The sequence below is a fragment of the Sphingomonas abaci genome (assembly GCF_014199625.1).
Taxonomy (GTDB): Bacteria; Pseudomonadota; Alphaproteobacteria; order Sphingomonadales; family Sphingomonadaceae; genus Sphingomonas; species Sphingomonas abaci.
In genome coordinates, this window is the sequence record NZ_JACHNY010000009.1 from 87577 (window position 1) to 110606 (window position 23030).

At 68.6% G+C, this 23030-nt stretch carries 20 protein-coding genes and 1 tRNA gene; 7 read left to right on the forward strand and 14 right to left on the reverse strand.

All coding sequences use genetic code 11. From position 1 onward, the window contains the following. Positions 1-196: 196 nt before the first annotated feature. Complete coding sequence (locus tag GGQ96_RS17285; RefSeq protein ID WP_184116685.1) at positions 197-1924, reverse strand: hypothetical protein; 1728 nt, start codon at positions 1922-1924, stop codon at positions 197-199. A gap of 454 nt (positions 1925-2378) precedes the next feature. After that, on the reverse strand, positions 2379-2873 hold the full coding sequence (locus tag GGQ96_RS17290) for a Ros/MucR family transcriptional regulator (protein WP_184116686.1): 495 nt from the start codon (positions 2871-2873) through the stop codon (positions 2379-2381). Positions 2874-3067: 194 nt separating this feature from the next. On the opposite strand from GGQ96_RS17290, the gene ppk2 reads away from it, so the two are divergent. Continuing rightward, positions 3068-3832 carry a polyphosphate kinase 2 gene (ppk2, locus tag GGQ96_RS17295; protein ID WP_184116687.1) on the forward strand — a complete coding sequence of 255 codons (765 nt, stop codon included), beginning with the start codon at positions 3068-3070 and terminating at the stop codon, positions 3830-3832. A 67-nt stretch (positions 3833-3899) separates the two neighbouring features. Here the strand turns inward: ppk2 and GGQ96_RS17300 are convergent, their stop codons facing one another. The 6 genes from GGQ96_RS17300 to GGQ96_RS17325 all read right to left on the reverse strand — a co-directional run bounded on the left by GGQ96_RS17300 (position 3900) and on the right by GGQ96_RS17325 (position 9996). Further along, the gene (locus GGQ96_RS17300) at positions 3900-4646 is read right to left on the reverse strand and encodes a head GIN domain-containing protein (RefSeq protein ID WP_184116688.1); all 747 of its coding nucleotides are present in this window, start codon (positions 4644-4646) and stop codon (positions 3900-3902) included. A 275-nt stretch (positions 4647-4921) separates the two neighbouring features. Then, the gene (locus GGQ96_RS17305) at positions 4922-5455 is read right to left on the reverse strand and encodes a CarD family transcriptional regulator (RefSeq protein WP_125996202.1); all 534 of its coding nucleotides are present in this window, start codon (positions 5453-5455) and stop codon (positions 4922-4924) included. Between the two features lie 159 nt (positions 5456-5614). Continuing rightward, the gene (locus GGQ96_RS17310) at positions 5615-6628 is read right to left on the reverse strand and encodes a proline iminopeptidase-family hydrolase (protein ID WP_184116689.1); all 1014 of its coding nucleotides are present in this window, start codon (positions 6626-6628) and stop codon (positions 5615-5617) included. 82 nt (positions 6629-6710) lie between these two features. Next, on the reverse strand, positions 6711-7052 hold the full coding sequence (fdxA, locus tag GGQ96_RS17315) for a ferredoxin FdxA (RefSeq protein WP_125996203.1): 342 nt from the start codon (positions 7050-7052) through the stop codon (positions 6711-6713). Positions 7053-7142: 90 nt separating this feature from the next. Then, on the reverse strand, positions 7143-7478 hold the full coding sequence (locus GGQ96_RS17320; protein ID WP_184116690.1) for an RNA-binding S4 domain-containing protein: 336 nt from the start codon (positions 7476-7478) through the stop codon (positions 7143-7145). After that, on the reverse strand, positions 7471-9996 hold the full coding sequence (locus GGQ96_RS17325) for a helicase-related protein (protein WP_184116691.1): 2526 nt from the start codon (positions 9994-9996) through the stop codon (positions 7471-7473). The genes GGQ96_RS17320 and GGQ96_RS17325 overlap by 8 nt, the downstream gene beginning before the upstream one ends. Before the next feature lie 193 nt (positions 9997-10189). Here GGQ96_RS17325 and GGQ96_RS17330 point away from each other — a divergent pair, with 193 nt between their 5' ends. The 5 genes from GGQ96_RS17330 to GGQ96_RS17345 all read left to right on the forward strand — a co-directional run bounded on the left by GGQ96_RS17330 (position 10190) and on the right by GGQ96_RS17345 (position 17731). Next, a complete protein-coding gene (locus tag GGQ96_RS17330; RefSeq protein WP_184116692.1) occupies positions 10190-11650 on the forward strand; it encodes a peptidoglycan DD-metalloendopeptidase family protein in 1461 nt (486 codons plus the stop codon). 390 nt (positions 11651-12040) lie between these two features. Next, complete coding sequence (locus GGQ96_RS21525) at positions 12041-13288, forward strand: TonB-dependent receptor plug domain-containing protein (RefSeq protein ID WP_246360690.1); 1248 nt, start codon at positions 12041-12043, stop codon at positions 13286-13288. A gap of 78 nt (positions 13289-13366) precedes the next feature. After that, positions 13367-15085: a TonB-dependent receptor domain-containing protein gene (locus tag GGQ96_RS21530; protein WP_343059103.1), complete on the forward strand. Its 1719-nt coding sequence runs from the start codon at positions 13367-13369 to the stop codon at positions 15083-15085. 129 nt (positions 15086-15214) lie between these two features. Continuing rightward, positions 15215-15832 carry a retropepsin-like aspartic protease family protein gene (locus tag GGQ96_RS17340; protein ID WP_184116693.1) on the forward strand — a complete coding sequence of 206 codons (618 nt, stop codon included), beginning with the start codon at positions 15215-15217 and terminating at the stop codon, positions 15830-15832. 96 nt (positions 15833-15928) lie between these two features. Further along, positions 15929-17731 carry an aminopeptidase P family protein gene (locus GGQ96_RS17345; RefSeq protein WP_184116694.1) on the forward strand — a complete coding sequence of 601 codons (1803 nt, stop codon included), beginning with the start codon at positions 15929-15931 and terminating at the stop codon, positions 17729-17731. 73 nt (positions 17732-17804) lie between these two features. Here the strand turns inward: GGQ96_RS17345 and GGQ96_RS17350 are convergent, their stop codons facing one another. Next, a complete protein-coding gene (locus GGQ96_RS17350; RefSeq protein WP_184116695.1) occupies positions 17805-17978 on the reverse strand; it encodes a hypothetical protein in 174 nt (57 codons plus the stop codon). 83 nt (positions 17979-18061) lie between these two features. Between GGQ96_RS17350 and GGQ96_RS17355 the strand changes: the two genes are divergently transcribed. After that, a tRNA-Thr gene (locus GGQ96_RS17355) sits at positions 18062-18136 on the forward strand. 424 nt (positions 18137-18560) lie between these two features. On the opposite strand, the gene GGQ96_RS17360 is transcribed toward GGQ96_RS17355, so the two are convergent. The 5 genes from GGQ96_RS17360 to GGQ96_RS17380 all read right to left on the reverse strand — a co-directional run bounded on the left by GGQ96_RS17360 (position 18561) and on the right by GGQ96_RS17380 (position 23030). After that, positions 18561-18998 (reverse strand): Ros/MucR family transcriptional regulator, encoded by a 438-nt coding sequence (locus GGQ96_RS17360; RefSeq protein ID WP_184116696.1) that lies wholly within the window; start codon positions 18996-18998, stop codon positions 18561-18563. Positions 18999-19041: 43 nt separating this feature from the next. Beyond that, positions 19042-19224, reverse strand: coding sequence for a hypothetical protein (locus GGQ96_RS17365; protein ID WP_184116697.1), 183 nt, complete (start codon positions 19222-19224; stop codon positions 19042-19044). Between the two features lie 86 nt (positions 19225-19310). Next, positions 19311-19730: a DUF4383 domain-containing protein gene (locus tag GGQ96_RS17370; protein ID WP_184116698.1), complete on the reverse strand. Its 420-nt coding sequence runs from the start codon at positions 19728-19730 to the stop codon at positions 19311-19313. Positions 19731-19884: 154 nt separating this feature from the next. Next, a complete protein-coding gene (locus GGQ96_RS17375) occupies positions 19885-21258 on the reverse strand; it encodes an HlyD family type I secretion periplasmic adaptor subunit (protein ID WP_184116699.1) in 1374 nt (457 codons plus the stop codon). Continuing rightward, positions 21255-23030: a type I secretion system permease/ATPase gene (locus GGQ96_RS17380; protein ID WP_184116700.1), complete on the reverse strand. Its 1776-nt coding sequence runs from the start codon at positions 23028-23030 to the stop codon at positions 21255-21257. Before GGQ96_RS17380 ends, GGQ96_RS17375 begins: the two co-directional genes overlap by 4 nt.

Consider the following 23030-nt stretch of genomic DNA (forward strand, 5'->3'; position numbering starts at 1 on the left):
GTCAAAGCAATGGCGTCAGTTGAGAAAGCCTTTACTTCCTCTACCTTGCATATTTTCTAAATATAGCTTGCTGATCGACACCCGATTAAAGATCAGAGATACCGATGATTTAACGATATGGGGCGATCAATTTTTCTCGACGGATTTAGAAGCTGCTGTAACGGCTTGATATGACAAGCAACAGACGCGGTTCCACCTATCGACCGAATTCGAGGGCGGCTCGCCGCTTCGGCGTCTGGTCGATCGGTTGTCCGGCATATTCACGCATGCCCCAAGCGCCGCCGCCGCCGGCCGGACCGGTGGCGCTGTACAGCACCATCAGGTCGTCCGATCGCGCCTTCCAGCCTTCGATATAGCTCTTGTACAAATCGTACATCGCTGCGGACCGATTGACCTCCTGCACGCGTACGCCGCCGCCGGTGGCCATGTCGACAACGTGCTGCCCGCCTTCATAGGTGATCAGCCGCTTGCCATATTTCTGCGCCGTCGACTTGTTGTCGGCGACAGCGCGCAGCGTGATATCCAGTCCGGCCTTGAGCGAGGCCAGACGATCGCTGAGCGAGCCCGTCGAATCGGTGTCCTTGGCCAGGTTGAAATAGGGCGCGATGGCGAGCGCATCAACATTGGCGGCGACATCCGGGTAGCTCAACACCTGCTGCCCGACCCAGGGATTGGCGCTCTGCGCGGAGGCGACACGGACCAGTTGTCCCGGCCGGTCCGCGAACACCCTGGCCCAGATCTTCATCGCCCAAACCGTCTTCTGCGAGTAGCGCTTCAGATTGGCGATGAAACCGTTGGTGTCGAGTCCGGCCGCCAGTCCTTCGGCCTGGATCTGGTGCGCCAGCGGGAAGGCGTAGTTCCAGTTCTCATTGCCCAATTCGACATAGACGCGCCGGTTCGAGGCCAGCGAGTCGTGGACCAGTTGCGCCATGCGCGTGACATAATCCTCGTCCGCATTCCACGGAATGGTGAACCACGGATCGGAACCGACCTGATTGGCGAGCGCGACCATATATTCCAGCGCGACGCCGCGCGGGCGATCCGCCTGGTTGATCCCGTTCGGCAACGAGCGGTCCGCCCAGGTCACCGAGTCGGGGTTCTGGTTGGCGGGCGACCAGTCGAGGAAGCGTATCACCGAAAACGGCTTCAGGCTTTCCAGCAGCTGGTTGGAGAAGATCTGGTCGCGCGGCGCACCCTGCTCCCGGCAGTCGAGATTGCGCACCGGATCGGTCGCGCTGACATTCGACAGGCTCATCCAGTTGCGGCTGTTGCCCTCCGGCGCCGGCGCGGCCGTCCAGTCGAAGGTCAGGACATGGTCGCCGCGCACCAGATTTTTGCGATAGCCGCCGATGTCGACACTGCCGGTCCCCGTCCAGGTGCAGCGAACGGCCACCGTCTGCCCGTTGAACACCTGCGACGGCGGCGTCATGACCCGGGCGTAGCTTTTGCCCGCAGCCATCTGCTTGATCATGCCCAGCGAGTCGATCTCGCTGGCCGCCACCGCTTGCCAGCCGGTGGCGGTATCGACCCAGGTGTGACCGGTCAGCAGGTTCATGAACGTATATTCGTTCGAGAAATAGTCGACCGACGACACGTTCACGCCCAGCCCGAACCCGGCCACGGACGGCGCGGGCGTCGGTGTCGGCGTCGGCGTCGGCGTCGGCGTCGGCGTCGGAGAAGGCGTCGGCGTCGGAGCAGGCGTCGGCGTGGGCGTCGGCGCAGGCGTCGGGCTGGGCGAAGGAGTCGGGGCGGGAACGACGGTCACGCCCGACGATGCCGTCCCGACATCGCCGCCACCGCTTCCGCCACCACCGCCACAGGCCGACAGCAACACCGCCCCCGACAGGGCCGTGAGCGTCAAATGGACGCGTCGATTCTTCCGGCGCAGCACCACGGCCGCGCCACCGCGCAAGTAACTGATCATGCCGTTAAGTTCCCCGACCACTCTATGAAGGCCGAAGTAAGTGAAAAGGGTTGCAGGTCGATTAACGCAACCAACCGAAAAAGTTTGGTTTACAGCCGCTTAGCCAAGACGTGGCTCAGCGTCGATAAGTGGTGGAACTCAGCCAATATTGACTTCTCATTAACCACATTCCGCAGCAGGAAACCATAGTCTTGCGGAGATCGTTACGGGATCGCGTTGACCGCGGGACGGCCGGCCATTGCTTTTGATTACAGATCGCCGGCAGGAAACAGCTGTACGGCATCGCTACCGCCGCCGGCCTGCCCCGACGGCTTGTCACGGCGGTCGCCACCGCGCCGCCTGTCCGGATGCTGAGAATCCGGTGCATCGGCCTTCGAGGCCGTGGCCGCCGGACAAAAAAAAGGGGGCAGCCAAGCCACCCCCTCGTTAACCCTTCAGCGTCGAGTCGCGACGATTACTCGGAGGCGGCGTCCGCCGGCTTGCGGCCGCGCTTCGCGGCAGCCGGCGCGTCGGACGACGTGCGCGCACCGGGCTTACGACCCAGACCGATCTTCTTCGCCATGGCGCGACGGCTTTCCGAGTAGTTCTCGGCCACCATCGGATAATCCGGCTTCAGGCCATAACGTTCGCGATATTCCTGCGGGGTCAGGCCATTGGTCGCTAGATGACGGCGCAAGGTCTTGTAGGGCTTGCCGTCGATCATGGAGATGATGTGATCCTTCGACGCCAGCGACTTCCGCGCGCTGACCGCCGGGATATACTCGCCCTGGGGCTCGGCGGCCGTCGTGACGACGCCGGTGCCCAGCAACGCCGACACGGTTTCATGCATCTTGCCGAGGAAAGCCGGCACATCTTCGGCCGAGGTGCGGGTATTGGGATTGCCCAACCACGCAATAGTCAGTTCCGTGGCCAGCTCGACGGCATTGTTGTCGGTCGTATCGTCTACCATGGTCGCTCCTTTTCTTCGCCAGCCCTAGCGCCCCGTTACTGGCCGTCAACATCCGAAATGAACATTTTTGAGATGTAGATCAAAGCTGATCCCGTTTGATCCACCGCATCCATGATGTCGCACAACCGACGGTAAACTTTTCAGGTCGCCAGGGGTTTCCACCCCAGAAACGATCGACCCCAATCCGTGGAGCAATGCCGGTGAATACAACGGAATCCCTGTCCCACCTCGAACGACTGCAACTCGGGCTGGTGGAGATGCAGCAAGCCGCGATCCGTTCGGGCAAGCGCATGATCTTGGTGCTCGAGGGGCGCGACGGGGCCGGCAAGGACGGCACCATCAAGCGGCTCACCGAACATCTATCGACCCGCGCGACCCGCGTCGTCGCGCTGCCCAAGCCGACCGAACGCGAACGGTCGCAATGGTATTTCCAGCGCTATGTGCAACATCTTCCCGCAGCGGGCGAGTTGGTGATCTTCAACCGGTCCTGGTACAATCGCGCCGGGGTCGAGGTGGTGATGGACTTCTCCACCCGCGACGAACAGGCGGAGTTCCTGCGCGACGCGCCGGATTTCGAGCGGATGCTGGTCGAAAGCGGGATCGGCCTGCTCAAGGTTTGGCTCGACATCACCAAGGAGGAGCAGCGCAAGCGACTCGAGTCGCGGCGGACCAACCCGCTGAAGCGCCTGAAGGTGTCGGACATGGATGCGGTGGCGCAGGACCGCTGGTCCGATTATTCAGCGGCGCGCGACACCATGTTGCTGCGCACCCATACGCCGCTGGCGCCCTGGTTCTGCGTGCGCGCCGACGACAAGCCCGCCGCGCGCAAGGCGATCATGAAGCACGTGCTGCATCATTTCGCCGATCCCGGCATCGCCCGCACGGTCAAGCGCCCGGACCCGGAACGCCTCTTCCCGTTCGAGGCGGCGGCGATCACCGATGGCCGGCTGGCCCCCTGACGAAGCGGGCGCGGCCGTACTTGGGGTTAGGATGCGGTGACCTCCGGGTCACCGCACCGGTCCGACCTCAGCCGCAGCGAACGTTGCCCGCGCCCATCTTCGTCACCTTGCACTGCGCGCCGCCCTGGATGGTCACGTCGCCCGCGCCCAGGATCGTCACATCGGCGCTGCGCGTCACCGTCGCGGCGATATCGCCGGAGCCAGCGATGGTGATGTCCGCCGATTCGCTGCGCAGCGGCTGCGCCCGCACCTTGCCCGACCCGCCGATCGACACCTCCATCTCGCGCGCGGTGCCCGCCGCCGCGATATCGCCCGAGCCGCCGATGGCGAACTCCACCTTGCGGACGTTCAGCCCCCGGACGTCCAGCGTGCCCGAGCCGCCGATATTGCCCTCGAACCGCTCGCCCTCCACCCGGTCGATGGTGATCGTGCCGGAGCCGCCGATATCGGCCCCCTGGATGCGCGGCATGGTGACGGTAAAATGCACCTTGCCGCTCTTGCCCCAGGTGACGCCCCGCTGCCGCGACAGCTTCAGCGTGTCGCCATCGCGCGAGACCTTCAGCTTGTCGAGCGCATCGGGCGAACCGGTCGCGGTCACCGAGAATGCGGGACCGACCCGCACATCGACATCGCCCGCCGCCGCGAGCGCGACAGTGGTGAACCCCTCCACCGCATAGGTGCGGCGATCGCCACTGCCGGTGCCGGGGATGGCCGCCTCGTCCGTGTCCGGCTTGTCGCTCCAGTTCATTGAGCAGGCCGCGACCGGCATGGCCAGAATGGCGAGGGCGATGGCGGCATGACGGCGGCGAATCATCGGATGGTCTCCCCTGTGTGTATTGTTTTGATAATACACATGCCACACGACTGGCAACCGTCTTGCTGGCCATGCGGCATGGCGGCCAGTCCCCCGATGGCGGGAGCCGCGCTCCCGAATTCAGGGCCATGCGGGACAACCGCTTCACGGACACCGGTACCTGGGGCTGCCGCCGGTGCGGGAGCACGGCGCGACAGCGTGCAAGGGCGGCGCCACGAGAAAGGGGCGGCCCGTCGCCGGACCGCCCCCGTTCACCCGTCGACCGGACCGCCCGATCAGGCCGCCGGCTTCTCCTTGTTGTAGATCGCGGCGGCGGCGCGCAGGATGTCGAGGATCTTCTCCAGCGCCTTGGGCTCGTCGACCTGCTCCATCGCGGCCAGCTCGCGCGCCAGCCGGCTCGCGGCGGCTTCGAAGATCTGGCGCTCGGAATAGCTCTGCTCGGGCTGGTCGTCGGCGCGGAACAGGTCACGCACCACCTCGGCGATCGAGGCCAGGTCGCCCGAGTTGATCTTCGCCTCATATTCCTGGGCGCGGCGCGACCACATGGTGCGCTTCACCTTGGGCTTGCCCTTCAGCGTCTCCATCGCCTCGCGCATCGTCTTGTCCGACGACAGCTTGCGCATTCCGACACTTTCCGCCTTATTGGTCGGCACGCGGAGCGTCATACGCTCCTTCTCGAAGCGCAGGACATAGAGTTCGAGGCTGGTGCCCGCGATTTCCTGTTTCTGCAGCTCGATCACCCGGCCCACGCCGTGCTTGGGATAGACAACATAATCGCCGACGTCGAAGAACAGCGCCTTGGCAGCCATATAGGGCCTTTCATCGAATCGGGCGTCCGGCCATAGGGTCGGCGGACAGCCCTGAACTTGAGTGCGGACAGGCGGGCGGCAGAAAGCGCCCGTCGCTGGCGGTCTTAACACAACGGCAAGAAAAATGCCAGCCTTTCGTCCGCTTCGGACGGGGTTGGCTCAGCGCGTCGCCGCCGGATCGTGCCGCGCGAGGAAGCCGCGGAGCATCGCCAGCGTCTCCGCGGGACGATCGGCGAACAAGGAATGCGCCGCACCCGGCACCACGCCATAGTCCGCGCCCGGCACCCGCTCCGCGAACAGCGCGGCGGTGGCGGGCCGCGCCTCGTCATATTGCCCGACCAGGAACAGGGTGCGCGCGCCGTCCAGCCGGCCGAGCAGCGGCTCGCCATCATACTCGCGCAAGCTGCCGGTCGCGGAGAACTCGCTCCGGCCCCACATCGTCGCGTAGAGGCGCGCGTCGAAGCCCCGCCCCGGCCGTTCGCGCGCGCCGGCGGCCATCGCCGGCGACGCGGCCTCGCGCCGGTTGAACCGCGCATAGAATTGCGCCGTCGCCGCGTCGCAGGCGGCGCTGGCGGGCGGCGCGGACGTCTCGCAGGCGGCCAGCACGCCGCGCGTCGCAGGGGGCAGGGTCGCGCGGAGCGCATCGGCATCGGCGATCCAGCGGCGCGTCGAAATGAGCGGGCTGGCCAGCACCAGCCCGGCCAGCGGGTCCGCCGCCGCCCGCATGTGCCGCGCGCCATATTCCAGCGCGATCGTGCCGCCCCAGCTATGCCCGCAGACATGCCAGCGGCGCACGCCCAAGCCGATCCGCACCGCCTCCAGTTCGTCCACGAAACGCGTCACCGTCCAGTTGGCCGGATCCTGCGGCCAGTCCGAGCGGCCGCTGTCGAGCTGGTCGTAGAGGATGACCGCGCGCGTATCGGCCAGCGCCAGCGCCGGCAGATAGCTGTTATGCGTACCGCCCGGCCCGCCATGCACGATCACCAGCGGCGGGCGCGATCCCTTCAGGTCGCCGTTGACGCGGACATAGACGCGCCCGCCCGGCACCGTCAGCATCGCCTCGCGCGTGGGCGCGGGGTAGGAGGCCGTCCGGGCGAGCCCGTGCCCGGCCCCGCCGGCGCCCAGGCCGGTCACGACCAGGGTGCCCAGCACGGCCCGGCGGCTGAGCGTCATCGCGCGTCTATCCGACATCACAAGTGCGGGGCGGCGCTTCGCCCCCTGGCGGCGTTCCGGACTCCCGCCGCCAAACCACCGATCAATCCCCTGCGCCGGGCTCCGGCGAGAAGAACTGGTCGTACTTGTCCGCCACGCCCTTCATCGCGTCGGCGTCCGGCGGCGTCTGGTCCAGCTTGCGCGTGACGTTGGGCCATTGGGCGGAGAAGGTGGCGTTCAGTTCCAACCACTTCTCCAGCCCGTTCTCGGTATCGGGCAGGATCGCCTCGGCCGGGCATTCGGGCTCGCACACGCCGCAGTCGATGCATTCCGACGGGTTGATGACGAGCATGTTCTCGCCCTCGTAGAAGCAATCCACCGGACAGACTTCGACACAGTCCATGTACTTGCAGCGGATGCACGCGTCGGTGACGACGTAGGTCATTGGGAAAAACTCCGGGTCCGTCCTGCGGCCGGCCTGTCACGCCGGACCTGGTTGCAAGCGGCGGCTGCTAGGACGCGAGGCGGGTCCGCGTCAATCAAGCTCGTCTTGCTGCGACACGTTAGCAGCTTCGCGCGGGTCCGGCGAGCCGCCCGATGTTAACTCCGTATAACTCTCACGCGCTTCCGCCGGCGGGCCGCGCCGGCCCGGCAGGGCGTCGATCCGCACCACCCGGACCTGACCATAGGCCGCGAAGGTCAGGATATTGCCCGGCCGGACCGGGCAATGCGCGCGGTCGATGGTGCGGCCATCGATCCGCATCCGCCCGGTTTCCGCCATCGCCTGCGCGGCGCTGCGCGTCTTGGCGAGCCGCGCCCACCACAGGAAGCGGTCGACCCGCATCGCGGTCCCGACGCCCTTGTCACCCATGGCCGAACAGCCCCGACAGGCCGGCGAAGGCGTTGCCCGGATCACTCGTGACCGGCCTGGCCAAAGGTCGGGCCGGCGGCCGCCCCCGCCAGACCCAGCGTCCGGCTTCGCCCTTCAGCCCCTGGAAGCCGAGTTCGGCCATCAGCCGCGCCAGCGTCGGCGGCTCAAGTCCCATCGAGGTGGCGAGCGCGGGATCGGGCGCGAACGGCTTGCGGCCCTGGCGCGCGTCGTGCGCGGCGCGCGCGATCCGCTCGACGAGGTCGATCCGCACCGCCTGCGCACCCAGCGGCCGGAAACCGCTGTCCAGCGTCGCGCCGGCCGTGCCGCGCGGCAGCACCGTCGCACCGTCCGGCGGCAGGGGCGAGGCGGGACCGCGCACTGCCAGAAGCGCGCGTCGCAGCGCCGCCGCCGCCGGCTTCAACAGGCGCGGGTCGAACAGGTCGAGCGCGCCGACCGTGATGCCGAGCTTGCGCAGCCGCCGCCGTTCCTCCGGCGTCAGCGCATCGAGCGACAGGCGCAAAGGCCAGCGGGGCACGAGGCCTCCCGCCGCCTCCACCGCCGCCGTCACCGCACGAAAGGCGGAGGTCGCGGCGGGATCGCGCATCGCCTCGCCCAATGCCGCCAGCACCGGCGCACGACGTGCGACCTGCGCGATCAGCCAGCGCTCCAGCCGCGCCGCCACGCCGTCGCGCGTCCCCTTGTCGAGACAGTCGAGATCGCGGTCCAGCCGGATGCGCGGCCGGGCCAGCGTCGCGCCCGGCTCCAGCCGCGCGACGCGATGCCAGCCGCCCTCGCCCTGCCAGGCGATGGCGATGCCCCGGTCGTCGTCGAGCCCCCCTTCGTCCAGCCGGAAATCCGTGTCCGCCGCCGCGACCAATGCGGCCGCGCGCCGGCCCCGCTCGCTGCCCAGCCGCTTCTCCGCCGCCGCCAGCAACAGCCGCTTGTCGCCCGCCCGCGCGCCCGGCTCGACCGAGAAGCGGAAGCCGTCGAGCCGGCCGATCGGATGATCCTCGACCAGCACCTCGCCCTCCGGCCCGATCGTCACCGGCAGCGCTCCCGCATCCGCGCCGATCCGCCGGATGAGGGCGGTGGTGCGCTTGTCGACGAACCGCTGGGTCAGGCTGGCATGCAGGCCGTCGGACAGCCGCTCCTCGATCTCGCGGGCGCGGCCCGCCCAGTGCCGGGGATCGGCCAGCCAGTCGGGCCGCTGCGCAATATAGGCCCAGCTGCGGATCGCCGACAGCCGCCCGGCCAGCGTCTCGACATCGCCGGCCACCGTATCCAGCCGCGCGATCTCGTCGGCGAACCATTGGTGCGGCACATGTCCCCGCCCCTCGCTCAGGTGGCGGAACACCCGCTCCACGAAGCGGGCATGGGGATCGAGGCCCAGCTTGCGGAAATCGGGGATCTGGCATGCCGCCCACAGCCGCCGCACGCCGGCGACGCCGCGGGCCCGGTCCCGCACCCAGGCCTCTTCCGACAAACGCTTGAGGACCGCCAGGTCGACCGATTGCGGCGCGGCGCGGAGCGGCAGGTCGGCCGGCGGGCGCCGCTCCAGGTCGGCGACCAGCGATTCGATGCTCGACAGATCGGGATCGCCCTCGCGCCAGTAGAGGCCCTCGATGTTCGGAAAGCGATGCTCCTCGATCGCCAGCACCTCCTCGGGCAGGAAGGCGCCCGGCCCCTCCTCGCTGACCGCGCCGAACGTGCCGTCGCGCTGGTGCCGCCCGGCGCGGCCGGCGATCTGCGCCATCTCCGCCACGGTCAGCCGCCGCTGCCGCCGCCCGTCGAACTTGTTGAGCGAGGCGAAGGCGACATGGCTGACATCCATGTTCAGCCCCATGCCGATCGCATCGGTGGCGACCAGATAATCCACCTCGCCCGCCTGGAACATCGCCACCTGGGCGTTGCGGGTGCGCGGCGACAGCGCCCCCATCACCACCGCCGCGCCGCCGCGCAGCCGCCGCAGCATCTCCGCGACCGCATAGACCTCCTCGGCGCTGAACGCGACGATCGCCGACCGCTTGGGCAGGCGGCTGATCTTCTTCGCGCCGGCATAGCTCAACGTCGAGAAGCGCGGCCGGCCGACGATCTCCGCCTTGGGGACCAGCGCCTTGACCATCGGGCGCAGCGCCTCCGAGCCCAGGATCATCGTCTCCTCGCGCCCCCGCATATGCATCAGCCGGTCGGTGAAGATATGGCCGCGCTCCGGGTCGGCGCCCAGCTGCGCCTCGTCCAGCGCGACGAAGGCGGCCTCGTGCCCCGGCATTGATTCGGCGGTGCAGAGGAACCAGCGGGCGTTGGGCGGGACGATCTTCTCCTCGCCGGTCACCAGCGCCACCTGGTCCGCGCCCTTGATCGCGACCACCCGGTCATAGACCTCGCGCGCCAAGAGGCGCAGCGGGAAGCCGATGATGCCGCTGCTATGCGCGCACATCCGCTCGATCGCGAGATGAGTCTTGCCCGTGTTGGTGGGCCCGAGAACGGCGGTCACGCTGCCGGAGACGCGGCTGGTCATCGACCGTACATCGGGTGTTCCGCGGCCATGCGCAATGACAATCCGGGAGCTATCCGTCGCCGGGGCGAACATCCCGCCGCCGCCACGCCTCGTCGCAGCGAACCGGCTGGTTCATTTGACTTTAGGGACTTCGCCCCACAGTCGAAGGCGACAGCGCGCCGGGGGCTCGGCGGCGATACCGAAGGCGACGTGCGTGTTCCTGAAGGCGGACAGAGAGCTGGAGCTGGCCGGTGGCGGCGCGGGCGGGCTGCGCCTGCGCTCGCCGGTGCCGCGCCCCCTGGCCGGCCGCGCCGCCGGGTTCGACTGGACGCCCGATCTCGGCGCCCGCATCGGCAGCCGCGCCTGGTGGCGGGGCCTCGCCACCTGCACCGCGCTGTGCGCCGCGACTTGGACGCTGTCGCCCGGCCTTGATCGACCGCTGCCCGGCGACGGCCCCGTGCCGCTCGCCGCTCCGGCCGCCGATCAGGCGCGCGCCCAGGCGATCGCGCCGCTCGCGCTCGGCGCCGACACCGGCCACCGCATGGCCGCCAACGACCTGGTCCGCCCGCTCGCCACCGCGCCGGAGCGCCCCAGCATCGAACTGGGCGTGACCCTGGGCGACGGCGACGGTTTCCAGCGCGCGCTGACCCGCGCCGGGGTCGGCCGCCGCGACGCGGAGGCGGCGGCGCGGCTGGTGGCGGAGGCGACGCCCCTGGATGCCATCCCCTCGGGCACGCGCATCGCCCTGACGCTCGGCCGTCGCCCGACGCGCACCGTCGCGCGCCCGCTCGACCGGCTGTCCCTGCGCGCCCGCTTCGACCTGGCGATGACGCTGCGCCGGGCAGGCGACACGCTGATCGCGGAGCGGCAGGTGATCGCCGTCGACCGCACGCCGCTGCGCCTGCAGGGGCTGGTCGGCGCCAGCCTCTATCGCTCGGCCCGCGCCGCCGGCGCGCCGGCCGGGGTGGTGGAGGCCTATATCAAGGCGCTCGCCACCCGCCTGTCGGTCGGCCGCGACCTGGGCAGCGCCGACCGGTTCGACCTGGTCATCGCGCGCGAACGCGCCGCCACCGGCGAGACGCGGCTCGGCGATCTCCTCTATGCCGGGATCGACCAGGGCCGCCGCGCGGTGCGCCTGGTCCACTGGACCGCGCCCGGCGATGCGGAGGCCGGCTGGTTCGACGCCGCCGGCCAGGCGGAGCGGCGCGGCTTCATGGGGATGCCGGTCGCCGGCCGGGTGACGAGCAGCTTCGGGATGCGGATGCATCCGCTGCTCGGGTTCTTGCGGATGCACAAGGGGCTGGACATCGCCGCCCCGTACGGCGCGCCCATCTATGCGGTGCTCGATGGCCGCGTGGCCAGCGCCGGGCGCAACGCCGGCTATGGCAATTTCGTCAAGCTCGGCCATGCCGGCGGCCTCGCCAGCGGCTATGGCCATATGAGCCGCATCGCGGTGCGGCCGGGGATGCCGGTCCGCCAGGGCCAGGTGATCGGCTATATCGGCTCGACCGGACTGTCGACCGGCCCGCACCTGCACTGGGAGATGTGGCGCAACGGCCAGTCGATCAACCCGCGTAGCCTGAGCTTCATCCAAGTCGCGCGCCTGTCGGGCGAGGACCTGCGCGCCTTCCGCCGCCAGGTCGCGGCGCTGATGGCGGTGCGACCGGGGGAATAGCTCCGCTCTGCGCATCGTCGCGCGAGCCTGCCCGCCTCGATGGACGACCGGTTCGATCCGGCCTTGCCGTGAGCTTCGACGGCCCGCGCTGCGCACGTCCTGACGATATTCGAGCAAAGTTTTGAATTTGCAGCATTTTCTATAATTACAGTTTATTACGCTGTCAATTCATGATGTCGTCGCAACATGGATTGCATCCACTTGCCCTGACTTGTACCATATTGGTATCGGCAAGGTGCGTCCCTGTTGAGGACTATTCCTCAACTGCCAGTCCGGGGGAGGTAATAGCCGAATACAGCCCGCCCCCTGCGGCCTGCGCATGGAACTCCCGAACAGATCATCATCCATCAGGATGAGGCTGGCCGATATCTTGGTGCAAAAGGGGGATTTATGAAACTTTTGAAGGCCTTGCTGGGTACGAGCTGCGCGACCGCCGCATTGGTCGCCGCGCCCGCCCCGGCACAAACGCCGGACCCGGCGACCGCGATCGGCGATCCGGTCGCCTCCGCCAAGCTGGCCGCCGCCAGCGATGACGACACGCCGCGCGACAATCGCGACGAGATCGTCGTGACCGGCACGCGCATCGTCCGCCCCAACGTCACCTCGGCCGCGCCGATCACCACCGTCACCTCGGCTGAGATCGCGGCGCAGGGCGCAACGACGATCGAGGAGGTGATGAATCGCCTGCCGCAGGTCCAGGCCAATGCCGAACAGAATTACGCCGACTCGAGCGGCCGTCAGCGCATCAAGCTGCGCAGCCTGGGCTTCGAACGCACGCTCACGCTGGTCGACGGCCTGCGCCTCGGCATCCAGAACGGCATGGACGTCAGCATCATCCCGAACGCGCTGGTGGAGCGGATCGACGTGCTCACCGGCGGCGCCTCGTCAGTCTACGGATCCGATGCGGTGGCGGGCGTCGTCAACTTCATCCTGAAGAAGGATTTCGACGGCATCAATCTGAGCGGCATTTACAGCTTCTACAACCATGACAATCGCGCCAACCCCGTCACCGACGCGGCGAGCGCGGCGTTTTTCCCGTTTCCGCTCGGCCGGACCAACGACGGCGGACGCGCCGATCTGACGCTGACGGCCGGCAAGACCCTGTTCGGCGGCGCGCTGAACGTCAGCGGGTTCGTGAACTATCGCCAGTCCAACCAGGTCTCGCTCGGCGACCGGTCCTATTCGGCCTGCGAAGTGTCGCAGGCCATTGCGACGGGTGCGCTCAACTGCACGCGCAGCACCTATACCCAGGTCGGCACGATCGTGCCGGGCGGGGTCGGCGTCGGCAGCACGTTGGTCAACAATCCCGATGGTTCCGGCACCTTCGTTCCCTATAATTCGGGCCCGAACACAGCGGCCAATCCGTTCGACGACATCGCGTTCCAGCGCAACTTCAAGCGCGTCAATGCCGGCGGCTTCGTGACAGCGAACCTGTCGAGCGACATCGAACTCTATGGCTCCGGCCTCTATTACCGCGATCGGTCGTTCAACACGCTGCCCAACCGCGTCTACTCCTACACGGCGTACGGCTCCACACCGTTCCAGACCAATTGCGACAACCCTTTCCTGTCGGCATCGCAGCGGACGACCTTATGCGGCGCGAAGACGAGTGGACTGGTGCCGCTCGACGTCCGCTAACGCTTCGATGGCCTGCCGCTGGTCGAGAACCGGTTCAACAACGAAGGCGTTCGGATCACCGGCGGCCTGCGCGGCAAGGTGCTGGACGAGGCGTGGAACTACGACATCGCCGGAGTCTTCTCGCGCACCAAGGGCACGACGATCTACCCGGCGCAGCCCGATTTCGATCGCGTCAACCGATCGCTCCGGGCAGTGAACGTCAACGGCACGCCGACCTGCACCGCGGTGATCGACGGTACTGATCGCGCCTGCGTGCCCTTCAACGCCTTCCGGCCATTCAACACAAACGCGGCCCTCAACGACTATCTGTTCACCAGCGTCGACGGAACCCAGTCGAGCACCGGCCAGATGCGGCAGGTGCTGTCGGTCCTGAGCGGCGACCTGGGCAAGTACGGGATCACCTCTCCGCTCGCCGAACAGGGCGTGGCGGTCGCGTTCGGCAGCGAGTTCCGGGCCGAACGCTATGTCGAGACGGCGGACGCGCAGTTTCGCGAAACCAACGGCGGCACGGACAACCGCTACACGCAGAACGTCTTCGAGGTGAACACCGAACTCCAGGCGCCGCTGATCCAGAAGCGGCGCTTCGCGGAATTGCTCCAGCTCAATGGCGGCTATCGCGTGTCCAAGTACAACCGGCTGGAAGGACGCTTCAACACCTGGAAGATCGAAGGGTTGTGGGCCCCGGTCCTCGACCTCACGCTCCGCGCCTCGTTCAACAAGGCGCAGCGTGCGCCGACCGTGACCCAGGCGGCGTCGGCGGCGAACATCCTCTATACGACCATCGGATCGCGCAACGATCCCTGCGCCTCGCGACCGGATCCCAATTCCTCCGACCCCAACCGGCGTCTGGCGCCGACGGCGACGCTCGATCAGTGCCGCCGGACCGGCCTGCCCGACACCCTGTACGGCAGTGCGGCGCTGAGCTGCCCCGACCAGCTCTGCACGATCCGCAACGGCGGGTTCCAGCTGACGCCGGAGACGGCCTATACGAAGACGTTCGGCGCGATCCTGCAACCGCGCTTCGTGCCGGGCCTGGTGGTGTCGGTCGACCGGTTCGTCATCGACCTCAACAACTCGATCAACTATTTCGCGGCCAACGATTTCCTGAATGGCTGCCTGACCACCGGCCTGGACTATTATTGCCGCGGCATCGTGCGCAATCCCGGCAGCTTCACGCTCTACAGTCCGGCGGCGGGCAATCCGGCGACCGGCTGGATCGCGCAGGGCACCAGCAACGGCTATCGGTCGCGGTCGCATGGCTGGGACTTCCAGGGGCAGTATAGTCTCGGCCTCGGTGGCGCGGGCCTGGTCGACATGACGTTCAACGGAACCCTCATGACCTATGTCGGAGGGCAGGACTCCCCGATCGTCCCGCCGCGCAATTGCGTCGGCTATTACGGCCCCGGTTGTGGAGAGAGCATGCCGAAATGGTCGCATGGCCTGCGCACCACCTGGTCCACGCCCGACAAGGTCGCGAGCGTGTCGCTCAACTGGCGGCACATCTCCGCCATGACGATCGCGTACAATGCCCCCGCCAGCACCGGCGTGCCTGCCGATCCCAGCCAGTTCCGCAAGTTCTACGCCGGTATTCCCACCTATGATTATTTCGACCTGTCGACCAGTTTCGATATCGCGAAGCGGTTCACCCTGCGCTTCTCGGTCAACAACCTGTTCGACCGCGATCCCCCACTGATCCCGGATTCGCGACAGACCCTCGGCCTGCTGCGCAGCAACACGCTGTTCCGCTACGATCTGCTCGGTCGGCAGATCGTCATGGGGGTGTCCACCCGCTTCTGACGGGCATTGACCCTTTCGGTCCGTCGGCGATCCGACGGGCCGAAAGGCCGACACGCCTTGCGGTCATTGCTGCCAACCTCCTGGAATCCTTCATCCGCCATACAGCCGGCCAGGCGTATATCGGGCGGCATGATCCCCCTGCCGGGCACGCATCCGCATTTCTATGCCATCGCCTTCGCATGCGTCGTCGTGCTGCTGGTGGCGCGGCGCATCCCGGGCCTGCGCGCCCTGATCTCGCTGGCGAGCTGGGCGGCGATCCTGATGCTGATGGTCGTCGTGGTGGGGCAACGCCAGACCTTCGACCCCTATGTCGCCCGGGCGTTGCAGGCCCTGCACCTGGAGGACCAGCGCGTCGAGGGCGGCGAGACCCGCATCCGCATGAGCCCCGACGGCCATTTCTGGATCCGCGCGCATATCGGCGGGATCGAGCAGCGGATGCTGGTCGACAGCGGCGCGACCGTCACCGCGCTGTCGGCGCGCACCGCCGCCGCCGCCGACCTGGCGGTGGGCGACGGTATCGTGCCGGTGCTGCTGACCACCGCCAACGGCACGATCCGCGCGCAATCGGCGACGGTGGGCGAGATGCGGCTGGGCAATATCGTCGCGCGCGACCTGCCGGTGGTGGTCTCCCCCGCCTTTGGCGACGTCAACGTCGTCGGCATGAACTTCCTGTCGCGGCTGAAATCCTGGCGAGTCGAGGACAATGTGCTGATCCTGGTGCCGCATCATCCGCAGGACACGGCCTGACCGCTCCCCCCTGTTGCTCTCCCCTGTCCTCCGCGACCGAAAACTGGCAGACCCGCCGGCCGAACCACCCCCTTTCGACCGACGCGAGCCCGATCCATGTCCATCCATTCCGCCCGCCTCTCCGCCTTGCGCGACGAACTCCAGCGCCGGGGGCTGGACGGCTTCGTCGTGCCGCTGACCGACGAGCATATGAGCGAATATGTCGGCGGCTACGCACAGCGCCTCGCCTGGCTGACCGGGTTCGAGGGCTCGGCCGGCAGCGCGGTGGTCCTCGCCGGCGAGGCGGCGATCTTCACCGATGGCCGCTACACCATCCAGGTGCGCGAGCAGGTCTCGGGCGACGACTGGGCCTATGTCGGCGTCCCCGCCACCTCGGTCGCCGCCTGGCTGGCCGATCACGCGCCCGCCGGCGGCCGGATCGGCTACGACCCCTGGCTGCACACCCGCGTCTGGGTGACGGAGGTCGAGGCGGCGCTCGCCGGCACGGGCGCGGTGCTGGTGCCGGTCGAGACCAACCCGATCGATGCGATCTGGACCGACCAGCCCGCCCCCTCGCCCGCGCGGCTGGCGGTCCAGGACGAGCGCCACGCGGGCGTCGGCTCTGCCGCCAAGCGCGCCGAGATCGGTGACTGGCTGGCGGCGCGCGACGCCGACGCGGTGGTGCTGGCCGCGCTCGACTCGATCGCCTGGACGCTCAACATCCGCGGTGGCGATGTCGACCACACGCCGGTCGCGCTCGCCTATGCGATCGTCCATGCCGATGGCGCGACCGACCTGTTCGTCGCGCCGGAGAAGCTGACCGAGGCGGTGCGCCAGCATCTGGGCAACTCGGTCCGCCTCCATCCGCGCGACGGCTTCGCAGCGGCGCTGGGCGGCTTTGCGGGCCGGACCGTGGTCGCCGACCCCAATGGCGCGGTCGCCGCCATCTTCGATGCCTTGGAGGCGGGCGGCGCGCGCGTGCTGCCGCTCCGCGATCCCGTCATCCTGGCCAAGGCGATCAAGAACCCGGTCGAGGTCGCCGGCCACCGCGCCGCCTCCGCGCGGGACGGCGTGGCGCTCACCCGGTTCCTCCACTGGGTCGCGACCGCGGCGCAGGACGGGTCGCAGACCGAATTGTCCGCCGCCGCGCGCCTGCTCGCCTTCCGCCAGGAAACGGGGCTGCTGCTCGACACGAGCTTCTCGACCATCTCCGCCACCGGCGCACATGGCGCGATCCCGCATTACCACGTCACCGCAGAGTCGGACGCGCGGATCGAACCGGGCCAGCTCTTTCTGATCGACTCGGGCGGGCAATATGCCGACGGCACCACGGATGTGACGCGAGTGATGCCGATCGGCGCGCCGACGGCGGAGATGCGCGACCGCTTCACCCGCGTGCTGAAGGGGCATATCGCCATCGCCACCGCCATCTTCCCCGACGGCACGATGGGCGGCCAGATCGATGCCTTCGCCCGCCGTCCGCTGTGGGAGGCGGGGCTCGACTTCGCGCATGGCACCGGCCACGGCATCGGCGCCTATCTGGCGGTGCACGAGGGGCCGCAGCGGATCGCCGCGCCCAACTACCCCGGCGGCCAGGCGCTGGAGCCCCTGCGCGAGGGGATGCTGCTGTCCAACGAGCCGGGTTATTACAAGGCGGGCGAATATGGCATCCGCATCGAGAATCTGGTCCGCATCGAACGGCGCGCGATCGCGGGCGGCGATCCCGACCGAATCATGCTGGGGTTCGAGACGCTGACCTTCGCGCCCATCGAGCGCGATCTGATCGATCCGGCCCTATTGACGCCTGCCGAGCTTTCATGGCTCAATGCCTATCACGCCAAGGTGACGGAGATCATCGGCCCACAACTCGATGGAGAGGTGAAGGCATGGCTTTTGGGAAAATGCTCGCCCGTCGGCTGATCCAGGTGACGGCCGTCCTCGCGATTGGATGCGGCGCGTCGTTCGCGGCCTGGCAGGCCGCGGGCGTCGCCACCTATGCGGCGGGGTCGCTGGTCCGACGCTGATCGCCGGCGTCGTCCCCGTCCGCCTGCTCGCCCGCCGGCCGCACGGCGGCGGTGGCGTGTTCGCCACGCGCCTGTTCCTTCCGGCGCTTCAGATTGGCGCGCAATTGCGCCGCCAGCCGCGCGGCCCGATCGTCCTTGGTCATGTTTCTCGTCTAACCTCGAGCGGAATGGCTTGACAATGGCCGCCAGAACCGCTTTAGGCGCGCCTCACCCGAACGGGTCGAGTGCTGCCGTAGCTCAGTGGTAGAGCGCATCCTTGGTAAGGCTGAGGTCGTGAGTTCAATCCTCACCGGCAGCACCATTTTCCCTCTGTGATCATCCCCCCTTGCGGGGTTCCCGGACACGCCTCGCGCGGCTGATCAGCCCGCAGTCCGACCTGCTGTCGGAACGCTCCTCTACCGGCGCTGTGGCCCGCATGGGCGGGGTTTGCCGACCGATAGGATGAAGGGAGCCCGTCGTCGGCCAGTTGCGTCTGTGACGGGCGGTCGCGGGTCGCCACGGCGTGCAGCGTGGCGGCTAAGGGCCGCATGGTCGCGCAAGACCGGCGACCTCGTGGTTCCGCCGACCGGGGACGCGGAGCGTCGACCCGTGCATGATGGCGGAACAGGGACCGGCATGGCGGTCGACGCCATCCTCCCCGTGTCGGGTCCGGGAGCGGCAAGGCCGCGCCCCATCCCCAGCGATGATGCGGCCGGGATCAGCCCGGCCGCACCGCTTCGCCGATGTTATTCGTCGCCGGCCTCGTCCGCGCGGCTGCTCTTGCGGCCCAGGCCGATCGTCTTGGCCATGGCGCTGCGGCTCTCGCTGTACGCGGGCGCGACCATCGGATAGTCGGGGCGCAAGCCATAGCGCTGACGATATTCGTCCGGGGTCAGGCCGTGCGTCGCGAGATGGCGCCGGAGCGTCTTGTACGGCTTGCCATCGATCATCGAGATGATGAACTCGCGCGAAGCCAGCGACTTGCGGGCGCTGACTGCCGGCATATGCTCCTGGCCGGACGATTCCGCGACGGGTTCGGCCGGCGCGGCCAGCCGCGACACCGCCTCATGCATCGCCTGCAGGAAGGCCGGGACATCGTCCGGCGTCGTGCGGGTGTTGGGGTTGCCCAGCCAGGCGATGGTCAGCTCGGTGGCCAGCTCGACGGCGTTCAGTTCATCACTCATGCATTCATACTCATGTTGTCGTCGCAAAAAGTCTTGAGCGCGATCAGAGGCTGATATTGCGCTTCTTCATTTCCGCCAAGGCCAATTGACCAAGCACCGAGTCCGGCTTGGACCGAAAAATATCGGCGAAATCGAGTAGATCCTCATCGGCCAGATCGACCACCGAAGTCTCGATCGCCGCGAGTTGCGCTGTGGCGCGCTCACGGCTGGTGTTCAGCCGCTTCATCCGTGTCTTCAACATGGGAGCCACCCTAACAGGCATGGACGGTGCGGCAAGAGTGGAAGCCCCTCCAAGCGCTTGCGCGGCCGATTTCAGCGAAACCGGGTCGCGGTCGGTCCGGACCGGTGGACGAATCCGAAATAGGCGGCGCCGGCAGCGAGCAGCGCGTGGAGCCAGATGTCGTTTCCATAGATAGGCACCAGGCCGAAGGTCGTCGCGGTCGCCGGGACCAGGCCCAGGAGCGTCAGCAGCGCATAGATCAGCGCCACGCCGCGCGCATAGGCGATCGATCCCGCCACGCTGCGCGCCGCGAGCACGCCCCACAGCCCGAAGGCCAGATGCACCAGGTTATGGAGGACATTTACCGGGAACAGGCCCAGCGCCAAGCGCGACGCGGCGGTGACCGTCAGGCCCGGATGCATATGCGCCGGCGACAGGCCCGGCACGAACCCTGCGGCGCCCGCCAGCAGGAAGACCGCGCCATAGAGCATGGCGAAATGACGCACCGACATAGAGGCCTCCGTTTCCGTCCCGCCCCAGCGCCGAAGCGTCGGCAAGGTTCCCCGTTTTGATCCAGGCTGGCAGCATGGATGAACCCAGCCGGGCCGGAGTGCCAGACACCAGGGAGCCGCGCCCCCGTCGATGGGGGCGCGGTCGGCCGTCCGCTTACCGCTCGTGGAAGGAGCGCGTCGTCGCCTCGGTCAGCGGCTCCAGCAGGTAATCGAGCGCGGTCCGCGGGCGCAGCTTCACCGTCACCTGCACCGGCACGCCCGGATGCACGCCGGTATCGCCGCCCCGCGCCCGGCGCAGCAGGGCGAGCTGGCTGTCGGGTACGACGATCTCGGCGGTGAAATAGCTCGCCCCGCTCGCCTCGTCGCGCAGGCTGTCGGCGGAAACGGTGCGGATGCGGCCGGTCAGGATCGGCAGGTCGCGCTGGTGGAGCGACAGGAACTTCACCTCCGCTTCGCGGCCGGCACGGACGCCGTCGATGTCGTCGGGCGCGAAATGCGCGGTGACGATCAGCGGCACATGGTCGGGCACGATCTCCAGGATCGGCTGGCCTGGCGTCACCACCGCGCCCGGCGAGAAGAGGTGCAGGTTGACCACCCGGCCGCTGACCGGCGCGCGCACCAGGGTGCGCTCCACCTGGTCCCGCGCCGCCGCCAGCCGGGGGAGCGCGTCGTTCAGCTTGAACTGCGTGTCGCGTAACTGCTGCGCGGCATCGTCGGTCAATTTGCGCGCGGTCTCGGCCACCTGCTGCTCGGTACCGGCGATCTGCTCGCGCATGGCGGCGGTGCGGGCGGCATAATCGGCGTTGCTGCCGTCCAGCTCCGCGATCGAGCGTTCCAGCGCGCGGACGCTGTTGCGCGACACCACCCCCTGCTCCGCCAGCCGCCGCGTGCTGTCGAGCTGCGCCCGCAGCGAGGCGCGCTGGACCGAGGTCGCATCGACCTGCGCCGCATAGCCGCGCGCCTGTTCGGCGACCTGGTCCTCCTGCTTGCGGAGCACGCCGCGCGTGGCGCCGAGCAGCGCTTGGCGCGCCCGCACCTGCGCCAGTTGCAGCCGCTCCGCGCGTTCGATCAACGGTCGGTCGGCGGCCGAGGCGTTGGCGAAATCGGCGGGCCAGCGGATTGGCCGCCCCTCCAGCTCCGCTTCCAGCCGGGCACGCTGCGCCTGGAGGTCGATCACCGTCGCCGCCAGCGCCCGCTCGGTCGCCACCGCCTCGGCAGCGGACAGGCGCAGCAGCACCTGCCCGGCCTTCACCTGCTGCCCGTCATGGACCAGCACCGCCTCGACATTGCCGCCGGCGCGGTTCTGCACCAGCTGGCGGTTGCCGGCGACGGTCACCTGCCCCTGTCCGAAGGCGGCGGCGTCGAGCCGAGTCAGCGCCGCCCAGCCCCCCAGCACCACGAAGAACAGGAAGGCGGTGATGCCACCGAGCAGCAGCGCGCGCCGCGGCGAATCGTCCAGCACGGGCACTGCCGATCCGGGGGCCATTTGCGGGGCCATCGGGGGAGCGGACAGCGTCGCCGCGGTCATGCCCGTGCCTCCCCAGCCGCGCTGGTCGGACCCGATCCGGCAAGGGGCGACAGGCTGGTGACGACCCCGCCGGGAACACCGCCGCCGCCGCCGGCCTGTGGCCGGGCATTGACCGCCTCGATCGCGCCGTCGCGAAGCAGCAGCATCCGGTCGGCGACCTGCAGCAGGCTGTTGCGATGGGTCGAGACGATGATCGTCGTCCCCTGTGCGCGCAGGGCCGCCAGCGTCTTCATCAGCATCGCCTCGCCATTCACATCGAGATGGGCATTGGGTTCGTCGAGCAGCAGCAGCGACGGCCGGCCGAACAGCGCGCGCGCCAGCGACACGAGCTGGCGCTGCCCGGCGGACAGGCCGCCCGCCTCGCGGATCGTCAGCATCGTGTCATAGCCTTGCGGGAAACGCTGGATCGTCTCGTGCGCGCCGGCGCGTTGCGCGGCATCGACCACCATCGCGTCCAGCTCCGCCCCCCCGCCCAGGTATACGGCGGCGAAGCGCGAAATGTTGGTCTTCACCGTCGCCGGGAACAGCGACGGGCTCTGCGGCATATAGCCGACCGCACGGCCCAGCGCCTCGCGGTCCCAGTCGGTCAGGCTGGCGCCATCGATCCGCACCTCGCCGCTGTCGGGGGCGAGCGCGCCGGCCATGACCCGCAGCAGCGTCGACTTGCCGGCGCCGCTGGGGCCGACCAGCGCGACGATCTCGCCCGGCTTGGCGGTGAAGTCGATGTCGTGCAACAGCATCCGGTCGCTGCCGGGCGCCTGGACGCTGACGCCGCTCAGGCTGAGATGCCCCTTGGGCGTCGGCAGCGCGGTGCGCGGCGCGGTGTCGTCGGGCCGGCGCAGGAACTCGGACAGGCCGGCATAGGCGCCGCGCGCGGCCAGCACGTTCTTCCACGATCCCAGGATCTGCTCGACCGGAGCCAGGGCGCGCCCGACCAGCAACGAGGCGGCGAAGATCGATCCCATCGAGATGCTCTGCCGCACCGCCAGCCATGCGCCGAGCCCCAGCGCCAGCGACTGGAAGAGCTGGCGCAGGAACTTGGTCACCGCCAGATAGCCGCCCGAGGTGGCGGCGAGCCGGGCCTGGCGATCCACCAGGTCGGCGCGGTCCCGCAGCTGCACCTGCACCACCGCCTGGCGCATGCCCAGCGCGCGGGCGACCTCGGCGGTCTGGATGGCATAATCCTGGATGCGGGACTGGATGCCGGCGCGCGCCTGCGCCTCGGCCGCGCCGCGCTTGGTCGCCTGTTCGCTGGTGATCGCGATGCCGGCGAGCAGCAGCGAGGCGAACAGCGCGAACCCGCCCAGCGCCGGATGCAGCAGGAAGCAGACGAAGATATAGACGGGCGCCCAGGGGGCGTCGAACAAGGCCAGGATCGCCGGACCGGTCATCACCCCGCGCAGCGTGTCGAGGTTGCGGATCGCGGCGGCGCGTTCGCCCGGGCTGGCGGTGGTCGCGCCCAGGATGCGGTGCAGGATCGGCTCGGCCGCGCGCTTCTCCAGCCGGATGCTGGCGCGCAGCAGCAGGCGCATGCGCGCCAGGTCGAGCAGCGACAGCACCAGCAGCGCCACGGTCAGGATGACGATCAGCGCATAGAGCGTCATCGTGCCCCGCGTCGGCACCACCCGGTCATAGACCTGGAGCATGAAGATCGTCGGAGCGAGATAGAGCAGGTTGAGCAGGCCGCTGAAGATCGCGGCATAGACCAGGTGCTGGCGCGCCGCGCCCAGGGCGGTGTCGACCGGATGGCTACGGCCGAAGGGGTGATTCAT